The 23389-nt window shown below is 49.0% G+C and carries 18 protein-coding genes; 13 read left to right on the top strand and 5 right to left on the bottom strand.

Annotated features, from left to right (window positions below; translation table 11 throughout):
- The first annotated feature begins 37 nt into the window (after nt 1–37).
- The 3 genes from E5331_RS08530 to E5331_RS08540 all read left to right on the top strand — a co-directional run bounded on the left by E5331_RS08530 (nt 38) and on the right by E5331_RS08540 (nt 5909).
- Complete coding sequence (locus E5331_RS08530) at nt 38–1714, top strand: RagB/SusD family nutrient uptake outer membrane protein (protein WP_136013245.1); 1677 nt, start codon at nt 38–40, stop codon at nt 1712–1714.
- Between the two features lie 116 nt (nt 1715–1830).
- The gene (locus E5331_RS08535; RefSeq protein ID WP_136013246.1) at nt 1831–3486 is read left to right on the top strand and encodes a glycoside hydrolase; all 1656 of its coding nucleotides are present in this window, start codon (nt 1831–1833) and stop codon (nt 3484–3486) included.
- Between the two features lie 32 nt (nt 3487–3518).
- Nucleotides 3519–5909 (top strand): glycoside hydrolase family 2 TIM barrel-domain containing protein, encoded by a 2391-nt coding sequence (locus tag E5331_RS08540; RefSeq protein WP_123482194.1) that lies wholly within the window; start codon nt 3519–3521, stop codon nt 5907–5909.
- 124 nt (nt 5910–6033) lie between these two features.
- On the opposite strand, the gene E5331_RS08545 is transcribed toward E5331_RS08540, so the two are convergent.
- The 4 genes from E5331_RS08545 to E5331_RS08560 form a co-directional block, all read right to left on the bottom strand.
- Nucleotides 6034–8601, bottom strand: coding sequence for a Plug domain-containing protein (locus tag E5331_RS08545; RefSeq protein WP_135986329.1), 2568 nt, complete (start codon nt 8599–8601; stop codon nt 6034–6036).
- 20 nt (nt 8602–8621) lie between these two features.
- Nucleotides 8622–9497 (bottom strand): GLPGLI family protein, encoded by an 876-nt coding sequence (locus E5331_RS08550; RefSeq protein ID WP_123482138.1) that lies wholly within the window; start codon nt 9495–9497, stop codon nt 8622–8624.
- 149 nt (nt 9498–9646) lie between these two features.
- Complete coding sequence (locus tag E5331_RS08555; RefSeq protein ID WP_123482137.1) at nt 9647–9913, bottom strand: helix-turn-helix domain-containing protein; 267 nt, start codon at nt 9911–9913, stop codon at nt 9647–9649.
- Nucleotides 9910–10380, bottom strand: a complete 471-nt coding sequence (locus tag E5331_RS08560) for a hypothetical protein (protein WP_135985613.1) — start codon at nt 10378–10380, stop codon at nt 9910–9912. Before E5331_RS08560 ends, E5331_RS08555 begins: the two co-directional genes overlap by 4 nt.
- A gap of 239 nt (nt 10381–10619) precedes the next feature.
- Here E5331_RS08560 and E5331_RS08565 point away from each other — a divergent pair, with 239 nt between their 5' ends.
- Both E5331_RS08565 and E5331_RS08570 read left to right on the top strand, forming a co-directional pair.
- Complete coding sequence (locus E5331_RS08565; RefSeq protein WP_123482135.1) at nt 10620–10949, top strand: DMT family transporter; 330 nt, start codon at nt 10620–10622, stop codon at nt 10947–10949.
- 45 nt (nt 10950–10994) lie between these two features.
- Complete coding sequence (locus E5331_RS08570) at nt 10995–11480, top strand: pyridoxamine 5'-phosphate oxidase family protein (protein ID WP_123482134.1); 486 nt, start codon at nt 10995–10997, stop codon at nt 11478–11480.
- 49 nt (nt 11481–11529) lie between these two features.
- Here the strand turns inward: E5331_RS08570 and E5331_RS08575 are convergent, their stop codons facing one another.
- A complete protein-coding gene (locus E5331_RS08575; RefSeq protein ID WP_123482133.1) occupies nt 11530–12447 on the bottom strand; it encodes a glycoside hydrolase family 43 protein in 918 nt (305 codons plus the stop codon).
- A gap of 198 nt (nt 12448–12645) precedes the next feature.
- On the opposite strand from E5331_RS08575, the gene E5331_RS08580 reads away from it, so the two are divergent.
- The 8 genes from E5331_RS08580 (at nt 12646) to E5331_RS08615 (ending at nt 23179) form a co-directional block, all read left to right on the top strand.
- Nucleotides 12646–15171, top strand: coding sequence for a glycoside hydrolase family 31 protein (locus tag E5331_RS08580; protein ID WP_123482132.1), 2526 nt, complete (start codon nt 12646–12648; stop codon nt 15169–15171).
- Nucleotides 15172–15432: 261 nt separating this feature from the next.
- Nucleotides 15433–17001 (top strand): ATP-binding protein, encoded by a 1569-nt coding sequence (locus tag E5331_RS08585; RefSeq protein WP_123482131.1) that lies wholly within the window; start codon nt 15433–15435, stop codon nt 16999–17001.
- Between the two features lie 121 nt (nt 17002–17122).
- A complete protein-coding gene (purT, locus tag E5331_RS08590; protein ID WP_123482130.1) occupies nt 17123–18307 on the top strand; it encodes a formate-dependent phosphoribosylglycinamide formyltransferase in 1185 nt (394 codons plus the stop codon).
- Between the two features lie 165 nt (nt 18308–18472).
- Nucleotides 18473–18691 (top strand): hypothetical protein, encoded by a 219-nt coding sequence (locus E5331_RS08595; protein ID WP_135985611.1) that lies wholly within the window; start codon nt 18473–18475, stop codon nt 18689–18691.
- Complete coding sequence (locus E5331_RS08600; protein ID WP_275441143.1) at nt 18666–19517, top strand: threonine/serine exporter family protein; 852 nt, start codon at nt 18666–18668, stop codon at nt 19515–19517. Before E5331_RS08595 ends, E5331_RS08600 begins: the two co-directional genes overlap by 26 nt.
- A 14-nt stretch (nt 19518–19531) precedes the next feature.
- Nucleotides 19532–20011 carry a threonine/serine exporter family protein gene (locus E5331_RS08605; RefSeq protein WP_168355183.1) on the top strand — a complete coding sequence of 160 codons (480 nt, stop codon included), beginning with the start codon at nt 19532–19534 and terminating at the stop codon, nt 20009–20011.
- 3 nt (nt 20012–20014) lie between these two features.
- Nucleotides 20015–20917: a LysR family transcriptional regulator gene (locus E5331_RS08610; protein WP_123482126.1), complete on the top strand. Its 903-nt coding sequence runs from the start codon at nt 20015–20017 to the stop codon at nt 20915–20917.
- 249 nt (nt 20918–21166) lie between these two features.
- Complete coding sequence (locus tag E5331_RS08615; RefSeq protein WP_123482125.1) at nt 21167–23179, top strand: transketolase family protein; 2013 nt, start codon at nt 21167–21169, stop codon at nt 23177–23179.
- Nucleotides 23180–23389 lie beyond the last annotated feature (210 nt).

Raw genomic sequence — 23389 nt, forward strand, 5'->3', positions numbered from 1 at the left:
GAATAATTTCGTGCATTCCCAATAAACAGCTAATAAAATGAAAAAATTCATATATTCTCTCGCAGTAATCGCAGGATTGTCGACACTGACATCGTGCAACGACTTCCTCACAGAAGATGTGCGCGGACAGGAGAATCTCGAGACTTATTTCTCAAGCGAAGAGGAGGTGAACTCCTACGTAGGCGGCTGCTATTTCCAGATTGCCAAGGGCGGCGGATGGTGGCAGGTCTACAATACATGGCTCCTCGCCGACATGACCACCGACGACCTCTGGGACGGCAACACCACCCAGGACGACGGCTATCAGGACATCTCCCACTTCATGCCCAACGGACAGAACAGCGGTATCCTCCAGAACTTCTGGGGCGCACGCTATCAGGGCATCGCATCCTGCAACCTCGGATTGGAAAGGATTCCGACAGCCAACATGAACGAGACACTGCGCAACCAGCGCACGGCTGAGGTGCGTTTCCTCCGTGCTTTCTTCTATTTCGACCTCGTCCGCAACTTCGGCGGCGTTCCCTTGGTGCTCCAGTATGCACAGTCGGTTGAGGGACTCACCCGTTCTTCCCAGGAGGAATGCTATGAGTTTATCGAGAAGGAACTCAAGGATGCAGCCGCAGTGCTTCCTCAGCGCAGCCAGTATGCCGCAGCCGACATGGGTCGCGCCACACGTGGTGCCGCTCTCGGCATCCTCGGCAAGGCTCAGCTCTATCAGGGGAAATGGGACGAGGCTAAAGCCACACTCAAGACCATCATCGACGAGGGTGAGTATGAGCTCCTTCCCAATTTCGGCGACGTGTGGAGCGTGAACCACAACAACAGCAAGGAGTCGCTTTTCGAGGCTCAGCAGATGTATAACGGCGACCAGTATGCCACAGGCGGCTCACTGACAATCGTCACCGGCTGCCGTAACGGTGTAGGCGACGGCTGGAGCTGGGGTCAGCCCACATCCGACCTTGAAAACGCCTTCATCGCCGCCGGCGACACAGAGCGTCTGCGCTGGACCATCATCAAAACCGCATGCACCGAGATTGCCGGAGAGAACGAGTTTGACAAGTTCATCGCCAACAACACGAGTCTCTGCAAGGTGACAGACCAGAAGTTTGTAGACTATAAGGAGAAATTCGGCTGGACTGACGAGACCTATTACGGCTCCTACATCATCGACCCGGCACAGCATAAGTCGGCACGCATCATCCGCAAATATTTCGTGCCACTTGAGGATCGTCCGGAAATCTATAACACCGACAAGATTCCTTTGAACCACCGCATTCTCCGCTATGCCGACGTGCTTCTGATGTATGCCGAGGCATGCGCAGAGACCGGCGACAACACCAACGCTCAGTGGGCACTCAACCAGGTGCGCAACCGCGTAGGTCTTGTCAACGTGACCTCAACAGGCACAGCACTCCGCGATGCCATCCGTGCTGAGCGTCGTCTCGAGCTCGCCCACGAGCAGTGCCGTCTGTACGACCTCCGTCGCTGGGATTGCGAGAACGGCAAGAAGATGATGTGCAACGTGTTCGGTCCTAACGGTTCCTTCGTGAAATACAACACAGGCGAAAATGCCGACATGTATGAGAAATGGAATCAGGGTGAGCCCAGCGACAAAGGAACCCGTTTCCAAGAGGACCGCGACCTCCTCTATCCTATTCCTCTATACGAGATACAGCACTCCAACGGTGCAATCGTACAGAATCCGGGATGGTGATTTCCCTAAAAATTCTTAACGGATACAATCTTAAGGTAAAATTATAAGTTAGTCAATCAGGGGGCACGCCGACATCACTGCCGACATGCCCCCGTTTGTTTTAAACATCCGAAACCATGAAATTGATAAATCTAATCCTTTGTGGCGGACTCGCGCTCTCATTCTGCGCATGCTCCGACACACCTTCCGGAGAATCCACCAAACGCCCGGCAGGACAAGACCCCGATCCAAAACCCACCCCCGAACCGGGAGGTGATGACAATGTGGTATCCCCCACTCCATCTTTCACTCTCAACAACCGCACCGTAGCGGTCAACACGGCAAAGACCTACCAGGAGATGGAAGGATTCGGCGCATCAGACTGCTGGCTACCGAATAAAATCGGCACATATTGGGGTGGCAACCGCCTTCAGATAGCCCGCTGGCTATTCTCCAAGAATGTATCGTCCGACGGACAGCCGCAAGGAATCGGGCTCTCGATGTGGCGCGTTAACCTCGGTGCCGGCACAGAAGAGGCAGGTGATGCCGGTGGTGTGGACAACATCAACAACCGCGCGGAAAGCTATCTTCAGACGTCAGGCTCCTACGACTGGAAGAGATGCAACGGACAGCAATATTTCATGCAACAGGCGAAGAACAACGGCGTGGAGAAATTCGTGCTATTCAGCAACTCCCCGCTCGTGCAGTACACGCTCAACGGTCAGGGACGTTCCGACAATGGCGGCTCGGCAAACCTGAAGGATGACTGCTACACCCCGTTTGCTGAATATATGGCGGAAGTGGCAAAGCATTTCACACTGGAAGGATACAACATCTCCCACATCTCTCCGGTCAACGAGCCGCAGTACAACTGGGACGGACGTGATCAGGAGGGTTCCGGCTGGCAGAATACTGAGGTGGCACGTCTCACCCGCGAACTCGACAAAGCTCTCCAGAGCCGCAGTCTCTCCACAAAGATTCTCATCGGAGAGGCGGCATCTTGGGAATACACCTATAAGGGTAACAATAACCGAGAGAACACCATCAACGCATTCTTTGATCCGGCATCGGAAGCATACGTAGGTGATCTCGGTCATATCGAGAAAGCCATCGCCGGACACAGCTACTGGACATTCGACAACTGGAACCACATGCGCGACATTCGTGCGAAAGTGAAGACTTCCGCCGATGCACGTGGCATCAAGGTATGGCAGACCGAATGGTCAATGCTCGACAAGGAGCCGTCGGAACTCGGAGGAAGTTATGACGACGTGAGTGAGTTCGACATTGCACAATATATGTCGCGCATCATCCACAACGACATAACCGTGGCAGGCTGCTCATCATGGAGCTACTGGACGGCAATGTCGGTGGAGAGATACGGGCAGAAGAACCGCTTCGAACTTATCAAGACCACTCCGGCAGGGGGCAACTACAGTGATGACTTCACGGCTGAGGGTAATGCAGTCGCCACTCCCAATCTATGGGTGCTCGGCAACTACAGTCTTTTCGTTCGTCCCGGCTACCGTCGTGTGGACCTTACTCTCGATGAGAGCAAGGATTTCTTCGGTACAGCCTACATCGCACCTGACAATACCCGCCTTGTGCTCGTCATAACCAACTACGACAAGGAGCGCGGCATAAGCCTGGCAATGGATGCACCGAAGGATGCAAAATCAGTCTACACCTACACCACAACCGCCACAAAACAGATGAAACAGGCGCAGTTCAATCTTAAGGATAAGGTGTTTGTTGATCCGGCGAGTGTCACTACCATCGTATATAATTTCTAATACATTTCTGATAAGTGGGAACATTATCATTCATCAATATAGGGAGAGCCGCGTTGTGCGCGGCTCTTTCTCTAACCACATTCTGCGGAGAAGCACAGGTAAGCTTCGGACATCCGGAAAAGTTTAACGACGGCTGGCTCTTCAATCTTGACAACATCGAGGAATCCTCACGTCCGGAATTTGCAGATTCCACATGGCGCACCCTCAACCTTCCTCATGACTGGAGCATTGAGGGCACCTACTCCCCCGACCTCGCCAGCGGCACCGGTTATCTCCCCGGCGGCATAGGATGGTATCGCAAGCATTTCACATATACCCCCACACCGGGGCTGGAGAAGACCTACATCTATTTCGAAGGGGTCTACAATCGTAGTGAAGTCTATCTCAACGGTCATCTCCTCGGCAAGCGTCCCAGCGGATACGCCTCATTCATGTATGACCTCACCCCCTATCTGAAGGAGGGTGACAACGTTCTCTCCGTAAAGGCTGACCATAGCCGCTATGCCGACTCCCGCTATTACACCGGCTCCGGCATATACCGCGACGTGTGGCTCGTGAAGGCTCCCGCCTCCCACATAGCGCAATGGGGCGTGGGCTTCGAGACCGTGGCGGTAAAGGGGAAGAAAGCCACCGTGAAGGGGAACGTGGCAATCGAGAATCCTGCAAAGGGTATGGAGGTCAGTATGTCGCTCATCAATGCCGACGGCAAATGTGTAGCGTCTGCAAAGAAGCGTGCGTCTGCCGACAATTCCCTGACCATGACAGTGCCCGACGTAAAGCTCTGGAGCCTTGAGAATCCTTACCTCTACACACTCCGCACGGAGGTGACTCGCGACGGCAAGGTCGTGGATTCGTCAGATATACCCGTAGGCATACGCACTCTCGCTTTCAATCCCAATACCGGTTTTGCCCTCAATGGGAAGAATATGAAGGTTAAGGGAGTCTGCATCCATCATGATGCCGGCGCGCTCGGTGCCGTTGTGCCGGAAGAGGTGTGGGAACGCCGTCTGCGCAACCTGAAGAATCTCGGTGTAAACGCCCTCCGCATGAGTCATAACCCACAGGCTCCGGTGGTGTATGACATTGCCGACCGCATCGGTCTGCTCATAATGGATGAGGCAAGCGATGAATGGGAATTTCCGAAACGCAAATGGATAAAGGGTTGGAACAAAGGCACCCCCGGTTTTGACGGCACTTACGATTTCTTTGAGGAATGGATAGACCGCGACGTGGCGGACATGGTGCGCAGGGACCGCAACCATCCCTCCGTATTCCTATGGAGCATCGGCAATGAGGTGGATTATCCCAACGACCCATATTCCCACTCTGTACTCGACGGCGAGGATTCGGGCATAAGCCAGCCCATGTATGGCGGCTACAATCCGGAGGCTCCGGATGCCATGCGTATCGGGGAGATTGCAAAGCGGCTTACTAAGGTGGTGAAGAGTATCGACACGTCTCGCCCAACTACCGGCGCACTTGCAGGGGTGGTCATGTCGAACGAGACTGCATATCCGGAGGCTGTCGATGTTGTCGGCTATAACTATACGGAAGACCGTTATGACCAGGACCACAAGACCTATCCCGACCGTGTGATCTACGGCAGCGAGAACCGTTCGGATTACGAGGCATGGAAGGCGGTACGCGACAAGGATTTCATCTTCGGTCAATTCATCTGGACGGGTATCGACTATTTGGGAGAATCAGGCGCATGGCCCTCACGCGGACTCTACACCGGACTCCTTGACTTCACCGGCAATCCGAAACCGCGCGGCATGTTCCGCGCATCGCTTTGGAGCGAGACACCTGTAACCTACATCGGCACCTATCCGAAACCGCGTCATGGCGACTGGCTCTCCATTGATGCGTGGGATTCGTGGAACTATGAACCTGACGAAATGATAAGGGTGGTATGCTACACCAACTCCCCGAAGGCACGTCTTCTTCTTGACGGCAAAGAGGTGGGTGCGGTCAAGCCTATGGATGACGCTTCCGGCATAATCCATTGGGATATCCCATTCTCACCCGGCAAGCTGACGGCTGAGGGGATCGGCAACGACGGAAATGTGGAATCCAAATATGACATCACTACTTCGGGACGCCCCTTCGCCATACAAGCTTCGTCAGACAAGACATCCTTCACGAAACCGGGAGAGGTGGCACACGTCACAATAGAGATCGTTGACGAGAACGGCGTGCCTGTGAAACTTGCCGACAACGAGATACGCGTCAACGTGAAAGGTGGCGAACTCTTGGGACTTGAGGCAGGCGACAACTCCGACATGGGCAACTACCGCGACAACCGTCAGCGCGTGTTCCGAGGCAGGCTACTCGCCTACGTCCGCACCGACAATCCGGCAGAGCCGATGACCATAACGCTCACCTCCCCCCTTCTCCGCCCCGCCACCCTCACCATCAAATAAAAAACAACCAAATAAAAAGACAACCGACAAAAGACCGCACGTGGAAATTCCGCGTGCGGTCTTTTGTTTTGTCAGTTGTCGGTATCAGTGCGTGCAATCAGCATCAGTATATGGGTCTGTCTGATTAGAAACGGTATTTCACCGACAGGATAATCTCGAATGGACGTAGTGAATATGAATAATAGTTTATGTCAAGTGAATTATAGAGAGTGTATGCGTATTGGTTACGGTCTGTAAGGTTTCGCGCATCAAGCTGAAAGTCGATCTTACGCAGCGTCCATATCACACCGGCATCCATGAAAAGGTTGGTGCGATAGTTGTCGGTAGCCATCTTCACCCGTGAATAATCTGTCTTATAGAAAATCTCGATATTCCTAAGCGGATAGACTCCGAGTTTCCCGGTAATGGAAAAGGAATTTGTGGAATTGGAGGGAAGCACACCTCCGAAAGTCTGGCGTTGCCACGTACCTGTAGCTCCCGCGGTTATCGACACCATATCTGAAAACTGATAGGTCTCGATACGTCCGTTCAACACAAGGATAGAGTTCTTTGTGGTCACCGTCATGGCAGACCGCATGCTTTCCCCCGAACGCAACAGAGCATTGGCATTGAGATGGAAAGTAGTGTTGATACTACGTATCCCCTTTGTCAGGTTGAGCAGCATGGTTGCCATCCCGGCATTATTCCTCTCCTCCTTCACGGAACCTGCGACTCCGGACTGACTTACATCACTCACCGACAACTTACTTTTCTCAGTCCTCTTGACCGACAATCCGGATATAAGATAGAGATCCTGCAGGATATTGCGGTAAGAATAATTTATGCGAATGAAATCATCGTGTCCCCTTTCAAGCTTTCCGGTGCCTAATGTACGCACATTTCTGAAGGTCGTGTATATGGGGTTGTCTATAAAATCGCGTATGTCGCCCACATTGTTCTCCCTTCCGAAAGAGAGTGTGGCATGATTCCGTTGATTGAATTTCTTTGAGAATTGTGATTTGAAATCAACAAGCACCATGTCCGACTTGTCGCAACTGTTGCTGACGACATCATGATATTTTATGTTGAGCAACCGTATCGGCATCGATGTTTTCCAGATTATTCCATGTATATTGATCTTGATGAACGGTTCGGTAGATGTGCTGATCCTGTAGCCGGAAATATCATTTCTCATTCTATCCGCGTTGTCTCTCTCCCCGGCAGAAATGAAACTGTCATGGTCTATCTCGAAAGATATCGATGCGCCCACCGATAGGCGTGGCATAAGTTGGCGTGATATGGAGGTATATTCACGGTTGTGGAAACGGCGGATTGTCAAGTTCTGCCATGCCACGTCGGTATTGCCGTCCGGATTTATGGCCTGCATCCTTGCTACGGGAGTATTCCGAAACTTTGTATCCGAGGTGATTTCGTAGAGATTGCCCCGATGGGTTATGATAGTTTTCAGATTATTTGAAAATAGATAACGGTCGCTCCTGACGTGCTGGCGCGTCAATGTGGAGGAAGATACATCATACGCATTACGCACGAAGTCTCCATTGAAATTAAAAGTATTGTTGAGATAAAGATTATTACCATTGTTCTCAACAGCTGCCGTCACCTCCACATTGCGATTTCTCAGAGAGTTGTCTGCCCTCTCTGCATATATGATGCTTGCCTCGTCAGGGTTCAGATACTCTGTCACGGAGCTACCGTCAAACGCATTACGGTTATATCCGAAAGAGGAATTTATCTTCACATTGAGGTTGCTGTTGAATTTGAAAAGAGAGTTGGCTGTGGTGAATGCCGACTTGTTTTTAATAAAACGATCCTTTGGAATCGAGGGTTCGCCAAAAGGGGTTGAAGGGAAAATATTCAGATTGTCGGTATTATCAGGTCTTGTATACAAAGACCCCATGTTATTCCCTTTCCCTGATATTATGGTCTGGTTTTTCGCGGATATGAGCATCCCGTAGAGATCTCCGTCCCACAATGCGGATGAGCCGACACCCGCACCCCCCTTGAGATAGCCCAACGGCTTCAGCATCCTCCCCTTTTTCAATTTGAGGTTGAGCGACGCTTTCTCAGCCTCCTGCTTCCCTTGGAGCACACGCTTGTCCTGATGGCGTTCGTAGACGCTTACCGTGGATATATCATCCGGATTGATACTGCGTGAGGCTACGGTATAGTTCTTCCCCATCAGATCCATATCCTCGATATAGAAATGATTGATCGAGAGACCATCGTAAGATATTCCTCCTGAATCATCTATCTGTATGCCTGGGATTTTCCTGATTATGTCTTCAATCGTGCGGTCTCCGGCTTTTGTCAAGGCAGCGACATCATAGATTATGGTATCCCCCTTTATCCTTCTCTCCGGAGCTTTTACCACCACTTCCTGTAGCACGAACTCCTTTCTCGCAAGATATATCCTAACATACTGCGGTATGCTGTCCAGAGGATATGAGAGGGTCTCATGTTTTTGCGATATGAATCTCAGGGAAGCCGGCAACTCAAGTTTTTCCACAGAAATGGAGAAAGATCCATCTTTTGCGGATGTGGAGAATCCTTTCGGTATTCCCGACGCTTCCAAACGCACTATCACTCCGGGAGTAGGAAGACTGTCGCTGTCAAACACAACGCCCCTAACTGTGATACGGGGATAACAGTCAAGAAATACAAGGATAAGGGATATGAAGGCTAACAGTCGCAATTTACAGAATTTTTCCGGTTTTATTCAAGTTCTATGGGCACGAAGAAAAGACACCTTTTCCCTTTCTTTTTATTTGAACCCGAAGAAGAAGATATAGACTGAATCATATTTGATTTTTTTATAATGTCTGCCGCATTCTCCTTGTAGTACTTCAATGCAGAGTTGAATTTAATTCTTGTAATGTTGATGTATTTTTTCTTTGGATAGCCAAATGGAGCAGGTGTGTTTTTTGTCTCGATTGCCTCAAAAAGATGAGATCCGGTGGAGTCTTCAAGACGTAGAATCAGACCGGGAAGACCATTAAACTTCCAAGGTCCGTAAGGGGCAGGGATGTCGGAATACCAGGCAGTCCAGTCACGGCCTCTCCAGTGGGCGGTAGCCTTGAAGCAGGTGTAACCCATTACTTTGCATGACTCATCCTCAAGTTTCCAGTCAAAAACAGGGACTGGTTCTGCATAACGATAACTATCTAAGAATACTCTGTCATAAAAGTCAAGAGAGTCCGTTTGCAACGAAATGAGCATTTCCTCACTCACGGTTTTAACTTCATTCATGAATTTTAAGCATTCACTATGATTCATACGGGTCAATTTATCGGGATCGACCCTTTGTATGGAATCCAGTCGAAAGTCACCATATCCTCCGTACCATCTATGCGTATCTCCGACCTGCAGCATCTCAAAATCAGTCCTTTCTTGATTCAAAAAGGTATCTTTCCTTACGTGAATATAGACGATACTCCATTTTGCAGTATCAACAGTAATCGGAAGACTTACTTTAGTCTGCCCTCTTCCACTATCTTTGTCATCTAAGTGCAATTCGTAGGTTTGAGCTGATACTGATAATGTTATAGTTGATAACAATATAAATGAGAATACTATAAAAAATTTGCGCATATTTTAAGATGTTTTATGAATATGGTTATATTTTTCTATTCTTATCCAAAAAGTCAGGCAAGACTGTCTGCGCGTAATGTAAACCATCAGTGCAATAAACAGAAATCATTTTACTGTTTTCTTGACATATAATACTTGGAATCCAAGTGTTAGCCCACAGTTACTATCGGCTGTCCGAAGAATGATGAAAGCATGGCGAGTGTGGAGATGGTAAAGTTGTGCTGCCCGCTCAACCACTTAGTGATTTCACTCGGACGACGACCGAGGGCATCAGCAAATTGTTTCTTTGTCAACCCTCGCTCGCGCATCAAGAGGTCTATGCGGTCGGAAATTTCAAACGAAAGGTCAACCTCTGCCTTTACCGTTTCCGGAATGGGGCCTAACATTTCTTCAAGTGATCTTGTCGTGCGTTTCATAACTCAAATATATTGTCAGTTCCTATTGTCGTTTCAGTAAGTGTCACGGATCCATCCTCGATACCTTGTCGTAGAAGGTTCTCAAATTTTTGCAGAGTCATGACATATCCTTTCAGCGTTGGATCTTCATCGTATGTGCGAGTTGACTTTACGCCTCCATTTCCAAGAATAAGGATTTTGTCAGATAATCGCAAGCAATACAGACGCAATTTGGAGGATATGACCGGTAACGCCACAACCGAATCATTCATCTTTCCCTCTTGTCGGAAATAACGTTCCGACGCCCCAGTACGTGCTATCCGACTGATAAAAGCGGCGATACGGATATAGTCCTCGCTATACTCGGCACTCTCCTTGAATTTAGAAATAAACTTTTCAAACTCATTCTCGGTATCACGGAGGAACTGCAAAGTGTATATTGTGCAGTTATCTCCATCTTGGATAAGGTATAATTCGACTTCACTCATACTCTTAAATATCTTTATTCTATAACGCAAAGTTACATAAAACATTTCACTCATAGATGAAATATTTGAATTTTCCTGTTTAGGACTCACAAATCTTGTAGTTGAGGAATTTCAAAACATGTGTTAACTGCATATTTGTTGGGAGGAATTCGGATTATTTTTGTAACTTTGCAACGGATAAACTCCTTGGAAGGAGACGCCGGTTTTTGCTGCAGCCCTCAATAGGATTACATTTACTTATGAATTGGATTATTCTTATTATTGCCGGGCTGTGTGAAGTGGGCTTCACATATTGCCTCGGACGAGCAAAGGATGTGTCAGGGATCGAGTACTTGGCTTGGATGGCAGGTTTTCTTCTCTTTACAGTTTTGAGCATGGGATTGCTTGCAAAAGCCACCCAGTCTATCCCGTTGGGTACGGCATATCCGGTATGGACAGGGATAGGTGCGGTGGGAACCGTCCTAATCGGTATAATTTTCTTCAAAGAACCCGCTACATTCGCGCGTATTTTCTTTATATCCACACTCATACTTTCAATCGTGGGACTGAAAGCTGTATCAGCAGCTTAATGATATTCAAATTATAAACTGATTTCTAAAATTTCATTTGTACTTATGGACTATAGAATGCGTCGTTTCAAACAGCAAATCTCTGATGAGGCATCAAAGAAAATTCTTTGTGCATCCACAAATGGAATCTTATCTCTCACTAATGCAGATGGCTCACCATACGGAGTACCGTTGAGCTTCGCATACGACGGAAATAGCTCAATCTATTTTCACAGTGCCGTGACGGGACACAAGATCGATTGCATCAATCACGAGTCAAGGTGTTCATTCTGTGTGGTCGCACAAGACAAAATTGTGCCGGAAGAATTTACATCCTATTTCAGAAGCGTCATTGTGAATGGAAGGATTAAAGTCGTTGATGATGACTCTGAAATCATGAAAGGACTTCTGCTATTGTGCGACAAATATTCTCCGGGTATTGACAGCTCATCTGAAATAAACAAATGCATCAGCCATGTCAAGATTTTACGTCTTGATATTGAGACTATGACCGGTAAAGAGGCAATCGAACTAATACGCCCCATCTCTTAGTCAATTGAAATGGGGCGTAAATTAAATGTGACGTAGTTGATAACGTTTTTCAGTTGATGGTCAGTTCACGCAGTGTCTCAACGATAGGGGTAAGCGTCTCCTTGTCAAGATTCACGATCATGGTGCGACGTGGAGAAACCTCCTCGTCAGTGTTATGCACATGGAAGACATAGCAGAGATTGCCATCCTTATCGGTAAACAGGTCGCCGTGTCCCGTGCCGTTCCTTCCGATATTCGAGCGGTGGATTATCGGGGCTGGACGCTTGTGCCACGGACCGAACGGTGAGGAGGCAGTGGCGATACCCACGGCATAATCCGGATTACGGAAATCATTAGCACTGTAGAACATCACGTATTCATCCCCACGTTTTATCACGGTGGGGCCCTCCGTCACACCCCATTCAGACGACGCCGTATTCTCCCACGGCAATACGGCAGATATACATTCCACCGGTTTCCCCTGCATCCTCGACAAGTCGGGAGAAAGACGCACGGCATATATCCTGTTGCCCCTGTCAAGGCGCACATGATAGAGTATGGCAGAACCGTCGTCATCAAAAAACACGAACGGATCTATCTGATTTATGTCTGACACAATCTCACCGCCGCCGGTAAACGGTCCGGCAGGAGAATCCGCCATAGCATACGCAATCCGCTCATTGGCGGTATAGAACATATAATACTTCCCGTCATGCTTAAACACCTGCGGAGCCCAGAACCATTTCGTGCCGAAAATATTGCCATCTATTCTCGCCAACGCAAGACGATAACTATCCTTCCAATCAGACAGATTCTCCGACTTACAATAAGGGAATCCGAGATTCGAGTCCACACCTGACGTGCCATACAGATAATAAGTTTTACCATCCACTAAGACAGTCGGGTCGGCAAGCACTACCGGCTCGACAGCCATAGCCACAGCATTCCCCAGCATGAATGCCACCATTCCTGCAAACCTAAATTTCATATCACAAATTATAACAAGTTGTCCAAACCTCACAAGCCAAGACAACTTAAATTCCTATGTTTACCAATTTCTCTGCAAATATAACACATTTTTTTATAAATAACATTTTCATAATCGGAGTTTGTTTACTACCTTTGTGTTCACATGAATAACCTATAACCCAATTATAACCATATTTTCCATACATATCTTCTCTTTATGAATCGGATTTCTATTTTAATCATTTCAGCGATATGTTCGCTGATGTGTATCTTTGTCGCTGACGCATCTGATAATGTCGCGTATAAGGATAAGAATGTGCGCATAACGCTCGTCACTGACGGGCTGGCACGACTTGAGTATTCCCCCTCGGGAAATTTTGTCGATGACCCATCCTTTGTGGCTGTCAACCGTGATTATCCGGAAGTGAAATATTCCGTGAAAGACAAGAAAAACATGGTGACAATCTCTACCGGCATCATGAAAATCGAATATAAGAAGACCGGTGCCTTCGACAAGAATAATCTTAAGATCTCCTCCATGAGGGGTGTCACCCCGGCTTTCATCTGGAAGCCCGGCGATAGCCAGAAAGGGAATCTCGGCGGCACGCTCCGTACTCTCGACCGCATGAACGGCAGCAAGTTTGACGGACGCGACGAGGTGCCTATGCCTGACGGTCTATTGGCTACCGACGGTTGGACGCTCATTGACGATTCCTCCAATTTCCTTTTCGACGACTCGGATTGGGCTTGGGTTAAGAAACGCTCTGACAATTCAGACTCCCAGGACTGGTATTTTCTCGCATACGGCGACAACTACAAGAAGGCACTGAAGGATTTCACCATCCTCTCCGGCAAGGTGCCCCTCCCTCCCCGCTATGCCTTCGGATACTGGTGGAGCCGATATTATGCCTATAGTGATGCGGAACTGAGAAACCTCATCAAGTCTTTCCAAAACTATAATATTCCTCTCGACGTGCTCGTGATTGACATGGATTGGCACAACACCGATGAGGGACGCGGCGGGTGGACCGGATATACATGGAACGACCGTCTGTTTCCCGACTATCGCAAACTCCTTAACCATATAAAGGATAATGACCTGAAAGTGACACTCAATCTTCATCCCGCCGATGGCGTGGCAGCATACGAGACGCAGTATGCCGACGTGGCAAAAGACATGGGCATCGACCCCGCCTCCAAGAAGACCGTGGAATGGCTTGCAAGCGACAAGAAATTCATGAACTCAATGTTCAACCGTGTGTTCCATCCCTACGAGAAGGATGGCGTGGACTTCTGGTGGCTCGACTGGCAACAGTGGCCTGAAGATAAGGCGGTGGCAGGGCTAAACAATACGTGGTGGCTCAACTATTGCTTCTTCACCGACATGGAACGCAATTCAAAGAAACGTCCGATGCTCTATCACAGATGGGGCGGACTCGGCAACCATCGTTATCAGATAGGTTTCTCCGGCGACTCCCACATCACTTGGGAATCGCTCGACTATCAGCCATATTTCAACTCAACAGCATCCAATGTGCTATATGGCTACTGGAGCCATGATCTCGGTGGTCATCAGTCAGGAGAGATTATCCCGGAGATGTATATCCGCTGGATGCAGTTCGGCGCACTCAGTCCGGTCATGCGTACCCACTCCACAAAAAGTTCCACCCTCAATAAGGAGCCGTGGGTATTTTCTCACGATGATATGGACGTATTGGTGAAGACCATAAAGCAACGCTACGAGATGGTGCCCTACATCTATACGATGGCACGCAAATGCTATGACGACGGAATATCACTCTGCCGACCGATGTATTACGACTATCCGACAGCATCAGCTGCTTACGACAGGAAGAACGACTACATGTTTGGCGACAATATCCTCGTCTCTCCTATCACCAACCCCATGTCGGGAGAGTCTTCAAGCCACAACGTATGGTTGCCGGAAGGCAACGACTGGTGGGAACTTCACACCGGCACTCTTCTCAACGGCGGACAGAACATCGAACGCTATTTCTCGCTCGATGAGTATCCTATCTATATAAAGGCCGGCTCCATACTCCCCTCCTATCCCGCTAATCCGCAGAACCTCAACAATAATGCCGAACCTATACAGGTAAATATCTATCCGGGAAGCAATTCAGGCAGTTTCGTCATGTATGAGGATAACGGCGACGATCAGAACTACGTGTCGCAGAACGCCACCACTACCCTCGGCTATCAGCGCACGGGCAATACTCTCGACGTGAAGATCTCCCCGGCAGTCGGCAGCTATGCCGATAAGCCGTCGGAAAGGAAATATTCAGTGAAAGTCATCTCATCGGCTGTGCCGACAGCGGTGACAGTCAACGGCAAGAAGACAGATTTCATCTATGACGGCAACGATCTTTCCCTCATAGTTAATCTTGGAGAGATCAGCACGGCAAAGGGTGCTGATATTCAGATAGCCTATTCCTCTGATGCGCAGACAGTCGGCACTGACGGTGCTGCTGGACGTATGCGCAGGGCTGGCAAGGCAGTCAGTGACCTTCGCCGTAATGATGCCGGGGTGGTTTTGAGCGACGATATGGGTATTCTGGAGCGCACACCGCTTGACATCACCTACCGTCCCGCCCAACTCAACGAGATACTCAACACGTTCAACGCCTGCTACGAGTCAATCCCCGCAGTGCTTGAAAAGATGAACGTGAATCCGGAACGCACTACCCGCTTCAAGAGCGTGGCGAATCCCGCACTCCGCTAAATAATCGTCAAGATAAGGATTGTTTCAAATAATCAAAATAAGGTTTGTTTCAAAGGTCTCGCCCCATGCGGGACCTTTCTCTTATAAGAAGTTGTCTAAACTTCATTATATTTCAATTAAACTCAATCCATTGGCAAGAATTTCATGATATTTTTATAAAATGTAATCCAAATACATAAAAGTTTAATTATCTTTGCAGAAATACTACGGGAGTTGTCTAAACTTCAATGAATTTTGCAGGAATCATAAAATATTTGAATCATGTCAAATTTACGATACCCCATCGGGATACAATCCTTTTCAGAAATAAGAGAAGGAGGATACATATATATTGACAAAACCGAATATATATATAGGCTCATTGCGGAAGGGAAATATTACTTTCTCAGCCGCCCGCGCCGGTTCGGCAAATCATTGCTGCTATCCACCATTGAGGAGTATTTCAAAGGGAATCGTGAATTTTTCAACGGACTCGCAATATCCAAACATGACCATACTTGGGACAAATATCCCGTACTGCATCTTGATCTGTCGGGTTGCACAATTGATTCGCACGACCGTCTGCCCTCATTTATTGAGGATTTTCTTTTACGATGGGAGAATGAATATGACATACCTACAAACCATGATATACCCTATAGCCTCAGATTTAAGGAGATTATTATCCAAGCGCATCAACAGACCGGCAATCAGGTAGTGATTCTTGTTGACGAATACGATAAACCTACCTTAGAGACTGTCGGGAATCCAACATTGCAAGAAAAATGCCGCAATATTCTCCGCTCATTCTATAGCAATCTGAAGAGTCAGGACCGACATATCAAATTCGCCATGCTGACCGGAGTGACAAGATTCGGTCAACTAAGCATCTTCAGCGATCTCAACAATCTTAATGATATCTCGCTTAACAAGAAATACAGCGGCATCTGCGGTATCACAGCTGAAGAACTGCACAAATATTTCGACAAGGGGATTGAAGATTTTGCCGCATCACTCAATACAACAAAAGAGGAGATTTATAATCTTCTTAAAGAGAATTATGATGGCTATCGCTTCTCCCCCACCGACACAACGGAAATCTATAATCCATTCAGTGTGCTCAAATCCATCTCTGACGAGAGTTTTGATAATTATTGGTTTAAGACCGGCACGCCCTCTTTCTTGGTTAGGCTCATTAAATTCAATAAGTTTCCTCTGCAAGAACTGACGGACTATGAGACAACAACCTCACAACTTACCGATGTGTCTTTGGAACTCACCGACATTGTTCCGGTGCTTTACCAAAGCGGCTATCTCACAATAAAAAGTCATGACACCCGCCTCAACACCGTCACACTCGATTTCCCCAACAAAGAGGTAGAATCCGGTTTTCTGAATCAATTAATGCCACTCTACACCCCTATCCCTTCGCAGAAAACAGAATTTGAGATTATACGCTTTGTAAAAGAGATTGAGAAAGGGGATGTAGAGAGTTTCATGGTTCGCCTGCAAAGCCTGTTCTCTGATTTCCAATATGACTCGTTTGATCTGAAGCATCTTGAACAACACTATCAGGATGTGGTCTTTATTCTTGCGAAATTACTTGGATTCTACACACGTATAGAATACCAGACCTCATCAGGACGGATTGATCTCGTCATAACAACCGATAACTACATTTATCTGTTTGAATTTAAGATTGACAAGTCGGCAGAAGAGGCTATAAATCAAATCACTCGGAATCATTACCCAATACCATTCAAGGCAGACGGCAGGAGAATCATCGGCATAGGAGCCAACTTTTCAAGCCACACACGGAGTCTTGACAGTTGGATTATCAAAGACCTGTGAGAGAATTGCAATAAACGGGATTTGGAGATTTTAGGGATTTTGAGGTAAGGATAGACCTTTTTAGTGGCGATTTGCACATTTTTTTGTAATTTTGCATAGAATTGTAAACATATTCTTAGAAATGGCAAAAATCGGCAGTGTAAAGACCTCAAAAGGTCGTAAAGCTCTTCTCCTTGGGAGCGGCGAACTCGGTAAGGAAGTCGCCCTTGAATTGCAACGCCTCGGCGTGGAAGTGGTGGCATGCGACAAATATCCCGATGCCCCCGCCATGCAGGTGGCTCACAAATCCTACGTATTCAATATGCTTGACGGTGAAGAACTACGCCGTATCGTCGAACTCGAACGTCCCGACCATATCATTCCGGAAATCGAGGCGATCGCAACTCCTACCCTCGTCGAACTGGAGAAAGAGGGCTTCAACGTAACCCCCACCGCCCGCGCAGCTTGGCTCACAATGAACCGTGAAGGGATACGCCGTCTGGCTGCCGAAGAACTCGGCATACCCACATCGCCCTACCGCTTCGCCTCCTCACGTGAGGAATTTGAAGAGGCGGTTAAGGAGATCGGTATACCTTGCGTGGTGAAACCCGTAATGTCATCGTCAGGCCACGGTCAGAGCGTCATCAAGGATGCTTCTCAGATTGACCACGCCTGGAAAGAGGCTCAGGAGGGTGGTCGTGCAGGCGCAGGACGTGTAATCGTGGAAGGTTTCGTTGACTTCGATTTCGAAATCACACTTCTTACAGTAAGAAGCATCTCAGGCACCACCTACTGCGAACCGGTAGGACACATACAGGTGGACGGCGACTACCGCTATTCCTGGCAACCCCAACCCATGGCTACCGCTGCAATCGAATCAGCAAAAGAGATTGCAAAGAAAGTGACCGATGCCCTCGGTGGATACGGCATATTCGGTGTGGAGCTATTCATCAAAGGCGATAAAGTGATCTTCAGCGAAGTCTCCCCGCGTCCGCACGACACCGGTATGGTGACAATGATCTCTCAGGATCTCTCAGAGTTCGCACTTCACGTGCGTGCGCTCCTCGGTCTGCCGGTGCCGACAATCAGATTCTACGGTCCGTCTGCATCTCGTGCAATAGTAGTGGAAGGCGACAGCAATTGCGTGGAATTTGACAACCTGGAGAATGTCCTTGCCGAACCGAGCACTCAGATCCGCATCTTCGGCAAGCCGGAAGTGCACGGACACCGCCGCATGGGCGTAATCCTTGCCACAGCCGACACAGTGGAGGCTGCACGCGAGAAAGCATCACGCGCATACGATGCACTGAAGGTAAACGTGGAGTGAACTTCACGTGATGAACGTCAAGATGGCACCCACCGCAATATAGATAAATTCAATAGCAGCTATCGCAAAACGCATGATAGCTGCTATTGAAATAATCTATAAAAAAGCTCCTCAAAAAGGCTTTCTGAAGCGTTAACTTTGCAGCATAAAAAAAAGCTGCAAGTTATGAACACTACAATTCTCATCTGGATATTCGTATCCGCATTTCTCCTCGCGTTGATTTTGATAAGGATGGCAGACGAACGTATGGACGCCACCCGGAAAAAGAAAGATGGTCACCGGTTAAAGCTATTGGAAATAGGGAAAGAACGTGAAGAATTTTTCATAGCCGGCGATCCGACATCAGCAGTTATTAAAGATGACTATGACGATATCGACGATTAACGACCCGACCATACCCCTTGCAAGCGAGGACGCTATTCCGTCAGGCAACTCGGAAAACGCGCACCTCGCATCGAAAGAGGTGTGTCTCTTTTTAGCTGACTACGCATCCACCCTCCTCGGCAGTGGAGCGACCTGCATCCGCATAGAGAAGAACATCAACCGAATGGCAGAGGTATTCGGTAAGAGAGTGGAATTGACCATAATGCCGCGCCACGTCCATCTGACGGTATGGAATCCGAAGTCGGACGACCGCTACACATCAACAGCATCTGTAGCCCCCGCCCCAATCAGTTTCTCGCTCAACACCCGACTGAGCGAACTGAGCTGGACGGTTGCAGACAGTCATCTGTCGCTGGATGAGGCAAGAGAACGATTCCTACGGATAGCTACCTCCGACAAAGAGAATCCCTGGCAGACTCTCCTTCTCGCCTCGCTCGCCAACGCAGCCTTCTGCGGCATATTCGGTGGCGATCTCTCAGCCATAGTGATCGTGTTTGTCGCCACAGCGTTAGGATTCAACCTGAAGCAGGTACTGCTGAAACGCCATTTCGACTCACGCTTCGTATTCTTCATCTGCGCGTTCGTATCGTCGGTAGTCGGGGCAGCCGATTTCCTTTTCCCGGCGGGTAACACTCCCGCCGTCGCGATAGGCACCAGCGTGCTCTACCTCGTGCCGGGAATACCCTTCCTCAACTCCTTCAACGATCTGCTGTATCGCCACTATATCTGCTCGGTATGCCGGTTTATCGACGCCATCGTGCTGACCGGATGCCTCTCACTCGGACTATGCCTGGGTATGAGGCTCATGAATGTAGACATGTTCTGACAAAAATCACCCCTATGATCCTCGATATTCTTAAAGACGCATTGCTCGCGGCAATAGCCGCAATCGGGTTTGGGGCCATAAGCCGCATACCACGCCGTGCCTACCTTCTTTGCGGCATAATCGCCGCCATCGGACACTCCTCCCGTTTCCTGCTCATGCAGCCGGAAGCCGCCCTCCATATACTTCCCGCCACAGCCCTGGCAGCACTCATCATCGGGTCGCTTGCCGTATTCGTATCCCCTTGGGCAAAGACTCCGGCAGAGGCATACCTCTTCCCGGCTCTCCTCCCCATGATTCCGGGCATATATGCCTACAAATCGTTCGGCGGCGCAGTCATGTGCATCATGGGCACTTCGCAAGAATCCTTTAACTATTATTTCTACCAATTCGCGCAAAACGGGTTCATAACCCTCTCTATAATTCTCGCTATGGTGATATGCGCCACCATACCCATTTTCATTTTCAAAAACAGGGCGTTCACCGCCACCCGATGACCAATGGAACTCCGACAACTCCGATATTTCGTAAAAGTAGCCGAGACACTTAATTTTTCAGAGGCGGCAAGATCGCTCTTCATAACCCAGAGCACCCTATCCCAACAGATAAGGCAACTTGAAGACTCGCTCGACACGCAGCTTCTAAACCGCACGAGCCACAGTGTCGCGCTGACAGAGGCGGGAGAGGAGCTATTGCCATACGCCAGACGCACTCTCCTCGATGCAGAACTATGCGAGCAACGCATACGCGACCTCGACAAGGGGCTTTGCGGCACACTCAACATCGGAGTGACATATTCTTTCAGCCCGATCCTAACTGAATCTCTCCTGACCTTCATGAAGGAGTTTCCGAAAGTGAAGCTCAACATTCTCTACAAACCCATGTCGGAGCTTATGGAGCTGCTCGTAAGCCGCGACCTCGACTTTGTGCTTGCCTTCAAGCCGAATGAGCCTATTCCGGGTGTAGAGTCACACTATCTTTTCCAGAACTTCCTTGCCGTAATTGTGCCCGACTCCCATCCTCTCGCTGCGGAGAAAGGGGTGACGATAGATATGCTCCGACGCTACGACATAGCCCTCCCCTCCCGCGGACTCCAGGCACGCAACGCGCTTGAGCGTATGGCAGGGGAGCGCATGGCGGAACTCAACGTGAAGATTGAGCTAAACGAGGTGAACATCCTACTGAAACTTCTGCGTCAGGCAAAGCTCGTGTCGGTGCTGGCGGAGGCCACCGTCATGAATGAATCGGGCATAACAGCAATCCCGCTCCTCGGCGAACGTTGCGAGATGGACGGATGCGTACACGTTCTAAACGACTCCTACCGGAAACGCTCAATGCAGGAATTCATAAAAATTCTCAGCAATTCAATTGCCGTCAGGGCGCGTCAGAACGCATGGCTCTGAATCTTCTCTCACAGGGCATAATTATCCCCGGATTATACAAATAGAAATATTATTGATTCAAATTTGAAAGTGTCCTATCTGTTATGGCACTTTTTTTATTGCAAATATCCACCTTTTTATCCCAATTTATAAAAATTTAAACGTAATTGATACAAATCTTAACCTGTTATTAATCCAAAGTTATTATCTTTGCAGTGCGAATCAATCTCTCCTGCATCTTTGAAATCATCATCATGAAATTATAAGTTTATGAAAAATGAAATTCTAAACCGCGCAGCCGACAATATCCGTATCCTGGCTGCCGCAATGGTAGAAAAAGCAAAATCCGGTCATCCCGGTGGTGCCATGGGTGGCGCCGACTTCATCAATGTGCTTTTCAGCGAATACCTCGTGTTTGATCCTTCAGATCCGACATGGAACGCCCGCGACCGCTTCTTCCTTGATCCGGGCCACATGGCTCCAATGCTCTATGCACAGCTTGCCCTCATCGGCAAATACTCCATAGATGAGCTCAAACAGCTCCGCCAGTGGGGTAGCCCCACTACAGGTCATCCTGAATTTGACATCGCACGTGGCATAGAGAACACATCCGGTCCTCTCGGACAGGGACACACGTTCGCCGTAGGTGCTGCCATCGCAGCCAAATTCCTTGCCGCTCGTACAGGCAACCCCGGCTTCGCAAAAGAGACCATCTATGCCTACATCTCTGACGGTGGCATCCAGGAGGAGATTTCTCAGGGCGCAGGCCGTATAGCCGGTCATCTCGGTCTTGACAACCTCGTGATGTTCTACGACTCAAACGATATCCAGCTCTCCACAGAGTGCAATGAAGTGTCAAACGAAGACACTGCCATGAAATATCGTGCATGGGGATGGAACGTAATGGAGATCAACGGTAATGACGTCGATGAGATCCGCAAGGCTCTTGACGCTGCAAAGGCAGAGACCGAGCGTCCTACCCTCATCATTGGCAAGACAATCATGGGCAAGGGTGCCCGTAAGGCAGACAACACCTCTTATGAGCATAACTGCAAGACCCACGGCGCACCGCTCGGTGGCGATGCCTTCCGCAACACAGTGGCAAACCTCGGTGGCAACCCCGATGAGCCATTCGTGATCTTCGACGAGGTTAAGGAGCTTTACGCTGACCGTGCCAAAGCACTTGAAGGGATCGTTGCAGAACGCCGTGCCGAGGAGAACGCATGGGCTGACGCCAACCACGAGAAAGCTGCCGAAGTGGCCGCATGGTTTGAGAACAAGGCTCCCGAAATCGACTGGAGCAAGGTGCAGCAGAAAGAGAACGATGCCACCCGTAACGCTTCAGGCGCAGTTCTCGCACAGCTCGCACAGCAGGTGCCCAACATGATCTGCTCTTCTGCCGACCTTTCCGAATCTGACAAGACTATCTCCTTCCTCAAGGAGACTAAGGCATTCACCAAATGCGACTTCTCCGGCGCATTCCTTCAGGCAGGTGTGGCAGAGCTCACCATGGCATGCTGCTGCATAGGCATGGCACTCCACGGAGGCGTCATCGCAGCGTGCGCCACATTCTTCGTCTTCTCCGACTATATGAAGCCAGCAGTACGTATGGCAGCCCTCATGGAGCTCCCCGTGAAATTCATCTGGACGCACGATGCATTCCGTGTGGGTGAGGATGGACCCACTCATGAGCCCGTAGAGCAGGAGGCACAGATCCGCCTCATGGAGAAACTCAAGAACCATCACGGACGCAACTCAGTGCTCGTGCTCCGTCCGGCTGACGCCGAAGAGACCACAGAGGCATGGAAGCTCGCTATGGAGAACGTCTACACACCGACCGCCCTCATCCTTTCTCGCCAGAACATCAATAACCTCCCTGCCGGCAATGACTATAGCCAGGCAGCCAAGGGTGGCTACATCGTGGCAGGTTCCGACGAGAACCCTGACGTGGTGCTCGTAGCTACCGGTTCTGAGGTATCCACACTCGTAGACGGAGCTAAGAAACTCCGCGAAGATGGTTTGAAAGTGCGCGTGGTGTCAGTTCCGTCAGAAGGACTCTTCCGCACCCAGCCGTCAGCATATCAGGAAGAGGTGCTTCCGCGCAACGTGAAGAAATTCGGTCTCACCGCGGGTCTCCCTGTCAACCTTCTCGGTCTCGTAGGCACCGACGGCAAGATATGGGGACTTGAGTCATTCGGTTTCTCCGCGCCTTACAAAGTGCTTGACGAAAAACTCGGATTCACTGCTGAGAATGTCTACAATCAGGTAAAATCAATGTTCTGATAACCAGTCGTTCCGACAGATAAAAAAAATCCGGCTTCCCATACCGGGAGCCGGATTTTTTATATTTACACCATCCCTATCCCTTAACTCATAAACCATAAACTACTGAAGTTTCGCAAGCTGCACTTCAGTGGTTTAAAGTTTATAGTTTAAGGTTTAAGATTCACGAAAATCCACGAATCTTTTCATTATACAAAATTTAATGATCAT

Origin of the sequence: Lepagella muris (assembly GCF_004793975.1) — a bacterium.
GTDB classification, from domain to species: domain Bacteria; phylum Bacteroidota; class Bacteroidia; order Bacteroidales; family Muribaculaceae; genus Lepagella; species Lepagella muris.